Source organism: uncultured Campylobacter sp. (genome assembly GCF_937949835.1).
Taxonomy (GTDB): domain Bacteria; phylum Campylobacterota; class Campylobacteria; order Campylobacterales; family Campylobacteraceae; genus Campylobacter_B.
Genome location: NZ_CALEDC010000356.1, coordinates 1 through 6,790 on the forward strand (window position 1 = coordinate 1; position 6,790 = coordinate 6,790).

Below are 6,790 nucleotides of genomic sequence, written 5' to 3' on the forward strand. Positions count from 1 at the left end.
TCCAATGCCGTATTGAATCTATTATTTTATAAAACAGAGCGAAAAGCGAAATTTTGTATAAATTACACTCGAAAATTTGACGGATTCTCGCGCAAACCGGCTCGAAATTCCGCCCTGTCTACTCCACATATCCGATAAATTCGCCATCGAAAGTATGCCTAACGTCGCCGCGAAAGTAAATTTTACCTCCATCTCCTAAGCGCAAATTTAGCGTTTCGCCGCTTGCAGGTATCACGCGGATGTCGGGAACTAGCCCCATATTTTCGACGCCTGCGATGAAGCATGCCGCCATTCCTGTACCGCATGCAAGCGTTTCTGCCTCTACGCCACGCTCAAAGGTGCGCACCTTTAAAATTTTGCTTGCGAGGCGACTTTGAACTAACGCATAATTAACGTTAGCGTTATACTTTTCGCGCAGATCGCGGGCCAGCACGGCGTCAAACTCATTTAAATCACTAACAAAAGTTACCAAATGCGGCACTCCTGTGTTATAAAAATACCACGTTAGCCCTGCCTCCTCAAAGCTCTCGCCAAGGCGTTTAGGACGAGTTAACATTACCTCGACGTTAGCTACTAACGCGTGAGCATTAGGACGCAGATTAAAAATCTCGCCAAAGCTTACATTGCGTAGCTCGCCTCGCATGCTCTCGCTCAAATTTCCGCCGAAAATACCGAAAATTTCGCCGCTAATTACGCCTGCGCCGCTTAGGAATTTCATACTCTGCGCGGCCAAAAAATTCTCATACGCATACATGCATACCGCGCGCGAGCCGTTGCCGCACATATCGGCGCTGCTGCCGTCGCTATTATAAAATTCCCACTCGAAATTTATCCCCTCGATACCGTTAAATTTCGGTAGCACGACGATGAGGCCGTCAGCGCCCACCCCATCACGCCTATCACATAGCTCGCGCGCTAGCTTAGATCTATCCGCCTTAACCGAATCCGTAAAGATCACGAAATCATTTCCGCTCGCATTATATTTTGAAATTTTCATTATCTACCTCGCAAATTTTTAAAATTACTAACGCTCACTAACGCTTTATTAAAATTTTACTTATATCTAAATTTAAGCGTATCGCTTATTCCTAGGCTTTACTAAGACTCAATTTACTAACGTATCTTCTTTCGTGAGCCCATTTTGTTATGCGTTTTTCGCGCTTGATGTTAGAGCCTACCTCATAGCCTTTAAATGCTCGCAAGCATCAAATCTTCCGAACTTACAAGCCTTTTCATAAAACTCGCGCGCCCTCTTTTTATCTTTCGCTACGCCCCAGCCCTTTTCGTATTGATACGCTAAATTTGAGCAGGCTAGCGGCTCATCGCTTTTCTCGCACGCTTCGCTAAAATACTTCGCAGCAAGCGCGTGATCCTTTTGCCCGCCGTCGCCCTTAAAATACGTAACGCCTAAATTTACGCACGAATCCACGTGTCCTTGCTCGCAAGCCCTCGTAAAAAATATCCTAGCCCTGTCCGCGTCTTTTTTCACGCCTTCGCCGAGAACGTAGCTAAGCCCTAGGTTATGGCACGCCTCTACCTGCCCCATTTTGCAAGCCTTGATCAAAAGCTCGATCGCCTTTTTCACGTCGGGATAGACGCCGAGCCCCTTTTTATAGTTGTATGCAAGGCTCGCGCACCCCTCGCTGCTGTTTTTCTTGCAGGCATCGCTGAAAAGCTCATTCGCCCTCTTGCGATCCTGCGCCACCCCCTGCCCGTCGTTGTAGAGCAGCCCCAAATAGACGCAGCCCTTCTGCTCGCCGAGCTTGCACGCTCTGTCGTAATAGCGCGCGGCCTGCCTGAAGCTTCTATTTGAGTCGTATGCATAGCCCAAATTTGCGCAATCCAGCGCGTTTTCCTCGCCGCCTGCGTCGCAGTTGCGCTGTAGCTCATTTATCACGCGGTTTAGTTTTTTACAATCCATCTCGCTCCCCGCGGCGCAGCCCTTTCTTAGATCGTCGATCTCCGCCGCAGCGCCCGTCGCAAACAGCGCGGAGAGCAAAACCGCTCGCGCCGTAAATTTCAACCGCTCTTTAAGCGGCGTGTTTTTAAAATTTTGAAATTTAGCGCCCTTTTGGGCGCGACTACCGATCCTCATCGCCCTCTCCTTTATTTTTAGTCTCATTTTAATTCGCACAGAAATTTTACGAGTTCTCGCGCAAAGGGCTAAATTTTATCTTTTAGCTCTTTTAAAAATCTCTCCACCGCGGCCTTAAGCGCGGCAAGATCACTTCCGTTATCTATCACAAAGTCCGCCATAGCGCGCTTTTGTTCTATGTCCATTTGCAGCTCCACGCGGTGCTTTGCGGCGGCATGATCGAGCCCGTTTCGCTTCATCACGCGCGCGATCAGCGTATCTTTAGGCGCATAAACGACCGCCACTTTATCGAAAAACTCATACCTCTTGCCCTCAAAAAATAGCGGAATATCAACGAAATAAAGCTTTCCTTTCGCCTCCAAAGCCTGCGCCTGCGATAAAATTTCAGCCGTTATCTTCGGATGCAGCAGCGCTTCTAGCTTTGCAAGCTCAGCAGGGTTTTTAAACACTAGCTCGCCTAGCTTTTTTCGGTCCACCGAGGCGCACGAATCGGTCAAAATTTTCTCATTCCCGCTAGCTTTAAATTCCGCGTGCGAGTCCAAATTTTCGGCCTGCGCGTCTTTTTGCACGACGTATTGCGCGCCGAAAATTTCAGCTACCTGCGCGGTGCAGCGATCTAAAACGCAATGCGAAATCTTATCGGCATCGATGATCTCAAATCCGCGATCACGAAGCAGCTCGCAAACCGCGCTCTTACCGCTACCGATGCTGCCCGTGATGACGATCGCGTGTTTAAATTTCAAGGTGAGCCTTTATAGCGTTTTTATTCGATTTTAGCTAAAATTTGTAAAATTATACCATCTTGGAGGATAAAATTTGATAAGCTACAAAGACGCGGGCGTCGATATAGACGCGGGAAATGAGTTCGTAGAGGCGATAAAACCGTTCGTCAAAGCGACGCAAACTCCGCACGTTTTAGGCGGTATCGGATCGTTTTCGGGTGCGGTAAGGCTGCCTGCTGGCTACAAAAAGCCCGCGATCCTAGGCGCTACCGACGGCGTGGGCACAAAATTGCGACTCGCGATCGACGCACGCAAATTTGAGGGCGTCGGCCAAGACCTCGTCGCAATGTGCGTGAATGATCTCATCTGCAACTTCGCCGAGCCGCTGTTTTTCCTCGACTACTACGCGACGGCGAAGCTTGAGACCCGTGACGCCAAAGAGGTCGTAAAAAGTATCGCCGAGGGCTGCAAACTAGCCCGCTGCGCGCTAATCGGCGGTGAAACGGCGGAGATGCCCTCGATGTATGAAAAGGGCGACTTCGACCTTGCAGGCTTTGCCGTGGGTATCGCCGAAGAGGACGAGATCGACCGCAGCAAATTTGTGCGCGAAGGCGACGTACTCATCGCGCTTCCTAGCAGCGGCCTGCACTCAAACGGCTTCTCGCTCGCGCGCAAAGTGATCGCCGAGCTAGGGCTGAAATTTGACGAGAAAATCGGCGGTCGCGCGCTCATCGACGTGCTTTTGGAGCCGACCAGGATTTACGTCGGCGACTTTTTAAATTTAAAAGACAAGATCCACGCGCTCGCGCATATCACGGGCGGCGGCATCGTGGAAAATCTACCGCGCGTATTCCCTGAGGGGCTGGGTGCAAAGATCGAGCATGCCGTAATCTGCACGCCTGAGATCTTTAAAATCATCGCGCAAAAGGTGGAGCCCGCCGAGATGATGAGGACGTTTAACATGGGCGTCGGTATGATAGTCGTAGCGCCGAAAGAAAACGCGGATTTCGTACTAGCAAACACCGATGGCTACGTCATCGGCGAGATCGTAAAAGGCGAAGGCGTGCAGTTTGCGTAAATTTGAAGCGGTAAAATTTGCCGCTTTTTGCCAAGGCAGAATTTATGTTTAGACTAAATTTTAAAGCAGGTATCTTTTAATTTTATTCGCTGCTTTGTAAATTTTCTTTACAAGCTGTCGCCAACCTATAATTATTATCTATACGCATTACGCTTTCTATCTAAAGTACAATTTTTGTCCATGCCGCCAACACCTGTAAAAGCTTGTTCTCTAATATAGGAGCTATATAATCTAAATATCCATATTGCTCACAAAGATAAAAGTCATGAATAAAATTACCGTAAATTTTAAAATTTTATCGGCGAGTATTGGTAAAATAATACTCCTGATATTCTATGTTTTCTACTTAAAATTTAACATTCACATTGTACACAAGCTCAAATGCCCTACCGCGCCCTACGTCGTTATTGCATAAGTACATGTTCAAGCTCCCATGTCCTTTTCCTATATTTATTACTAGAAACCTTAGCTTCATAATTTTGTTAATACAAAATTATGAAGCTACCGCACCCAAGAAAGGTATATTTGCAATGGGCGACTCTAAAAGTGAGATGAGCTTGAATTTTAGTAAGGATAAAAGTCGGGTTTTAGACAATCCGACCATCAACTGCAGTCTTCAAAAAGTTATCAAATTTATCTTTATCGAAAATATCTGCTTGAAAAAAATACAGTTTGTTATATCCATATAAGTCAAATTGTTTGCATTTGGGTAAATTTGCATCACTGCTTAAATTTTTAGCAATATTTATGTCACCATTTTTGTCTTTATTATAAATTAATATGAATTTGAGTTTATTTTTTAAATCCGAAACTTTTTCATCTAGAATAGTCAACAATACCAAGACGCTACTAAAAATTTTATCGCATATATCTTTTTTTGTATTACTATCTATATTTCCATTTTTAAACTCTAAAAAGATAAGATTCTCGTTCTGCAACATTAATCCATCAACTGATTTTGGCGGTTTAATATCATATTTATTACTAAATTTTTCTTTTACTTTATCAAAATTATACGCTTCAAGTTCAGACTCAGACATATACTCATCGTTACTTTCATCATAAGAGATATCTTTTACTGTTTCTTTTGTTTCGTTAAATTCATCAAAACTATCAAATCTCATGGATCTCATCTTCTAATTTATGCAAATAGTCATATGGATCGGCAAGTAGTCTATAGATTTTGTATGTTTTATCACTAACATCATCTATGGTAATTAATTTTTTATTGTCACCCATATTTTTTGTTAAATAATACTTACATTTATCGGAAATTTTATGCACTTTAGAATAAACTTCTATAGCCTTTAAAAAATATGGACTATGCGTACTAAGTAGGATATGTAAGTTAAATTCTTTTTGTATAAGTACGATTAACTCTGCAAAAATGAGTTGTAGTTTTGGATGAAGATGAATCTCCGGCTCATCCAATATAAGGACCCCTTTTTCTTGTATTGCCCCGTTTGCAAGTAATGTCTTGATTATTATAAAGGTTTTAAGTCCAGCAGAAATGTTTGCCATATTTAGTACAACACCATCACTGTTTCTATATACACTATTTCCTACATCATCAAATTCAAAATTTCCAGGTACTACACTACTTAGCGTATTATAGACATTTTTCAAACGATCTTCAAAAACTATACTTTTAGAAATATTTTTATCACCCCTATCGGACAACAGGCACTTCAGAGCATCTTTATGATTATTACAATAGGAGTTGTTAATATAAAATAAGTCTGGATAATTTAAACCATCCATAATAAAGCTATCATCTATATATACAGCATTAACATAAACATTTGCTTCTTGCTTTTTTATATCAACATCATTTTCATCTATCAAAATCTCTATACACTTATTCTTTAAGGAAAGCTTTATGCTACCACTGTTTTTTGTATAGATGTTATTTATCTCGTTTGAAAATTCTAAAGCAAGCTGTTTACCTACAATTTCATTGCGTATTTTTTCATATGGTATTTCTAAAGTTTGCTCTATTCTTTTCAAATAATTATTAATTGTATTTCCAATTGATTCATCTTTAATATCTATATCATTTTTTGAAAATTCATCAATAATAGTAGTTTTTAGATTATTGTAGGCAATATCACCCCTTTTTACAAATTCGGAAATCTTTCTATGTATATAATTTGATAAAACTCTGTACGATAAAAGTTTTCTATGTTCTGAAGTACCGTATTTAAGATCTACTACTTCATGAGACATTCTATACAAAATTTCATCTGAACTTTCTAACCTATCAGCCTCTATTTTTTTATCTATATCATAAAATGAACTGATAACTGAAAATAGGCTTTTAGCAACCGTACTCTTACCTGTGTTATTCTCTCCAGCTATTACGGCTATACCGTCTATATCTATATTGGCCTTTGAAATCTTTCCTATATTTTCTAAAAATAATTTCATAAAAAAACCTTTATGTACTATTAATGACTTTATTTTACCAAATTACCTTTTATTAATCCTTATACCTACCTTTAAAATTTCATCTTTATAGTTTCTCGTGTCCAGCAGATATAGCTGCAATCTTGGCTAATTTTTTCGTCCTTGATTTCTGCAAATACACAACAAACCAGCGTAAAATCGTGTTGCTAGGCGATCGCTTTAGTACCGAGTTGCCGAGCATATCCTTTCTGCCCTCGCCAAACGGCGCCAGCTTTGCATCACAATGCCGAGCTCTTTTAAATTTGCCTGCGTCGCGAGTTTTTGATGAAACGGATTACATTCGATCTGATTTATCGCCGGCTTTATCTCGTTGTTTATCGCAAAGTCCATAATATGGCTCGGGTTAAAATTGCTATTACCGATATAAGCAGATACAACCCTTGCGTTTAAGCCTACTCATCGCTCGCCACGAGCCGTAAATATCGCCAT

General features: G+C 41.8%; 7 protein-coding genes. 1 reads left to right on the plus strand and 6 read right to left on the minus strand.

Translation table 11 applies throughout. The annotated features are described in order from the left end of the window. Positions 1–118 precede the first annotated feature (118 nt). The 3 genes from dapF to coaE all read right to left on the minus strand — a co-directional run bounded on the left by dapF (position 119) and on the right by coaE (position 2,838). A complete protein-coding gene (gene dapF, locus Q0256_RS08180) occupies positions 119–997 on the minus strand; it encodes a diaminopimelate epimerase (protein ID WP_297962092.1) in 879 nt (292 codons plus the stop codon). A 177-nt stretch (positions 998–1,174) separates the two neighbouring features. Continuing rightward, positions 1,175–2,095 (minus strand): tetratricopeptide repeat protein, encoded by a 921-nt coding sequence (locus Q0256_RS08185; protein ID WP_297962094.1) that lies wholly within the window; start codon positions 2,093–2,095, stop codon positions 1,175–1,177. A gap of 68 nt (positions 2,096–2,163) precedes the next feature. Next, positions 2,164–2,838: a dephospho-CoA kinase gene (gene coaE / locus Q0256_RS08190; protein WP_297962097.1), complete on the minus strand. Its 675-nt coding sequence runs from the start codon at positions 2,836–2,838 to the stop codon at positions 2,164–2,166. 73 nt (positions 2,839–2,911) lie between these two features. Between coaE and purM the strand changes: the two genes are divergently transcribed. Continuing rightward, positions 2,912–3,895, plus strand: coding sequence for a phosphoribosylformylglycinamidine cyclo-ligase (gene purM / locus Q0256_RS08195; RefSeq protein WP_297962099.1), 984 nt, complete (start codon positions 2,912–2,914; stop codon positions 3,893–3,895). Positions 3,896–4,482: 587 nt separating this feature from the next. Here purM and Q0256_RS08200 read toward each other — a convergent pair. The 3 genes from Q0256_RS08200 to Q0256_RS08210 all read right to left on the minus strand — a co-directional run bounded on the left by Q0256_RS08200 (position 4,483) and on the right by Q0256_RS08210 (position 6,691). Then, positions 4,483–5,019 (minus strand): hypothetical protein, encoded by a 537-nt coding sequence (locus Q0256_RS08200; protein ID WP_297962101.1) that lies wholly within the window; start codon positions 5,017–5,019, stop codon positions 4,483–4,485. Continuing rightward, complete coding sequence (locus Q0256_RS08205) at positions 5,009–6,322, minus strand: AAA family ATPase (RefSeq protein WP_297962103.1); 1,314 nt, start codon at positions 6,320–6,322, stop codon at positions 5,009–5,011. The genes Q0256_RS08200 and Q0256_RS08205 overlap by 11 nt, the downstream gene beginning before the upstream one ends. Positions 6,323–6,520: 198 nt before the next feature. After that, positions 6,521–6,691: a hypothetical protein gene (locus Q0256_RS08210; protein ID WP_297962105.1), complete on the minus strand. Its 171-nt coding sequence runs from the start codon at positions 6,689–6,691 to the stop codon at positions 6,521–6,523. Positions 6,692–6,790: the final 99 nt, after the last annotated feature.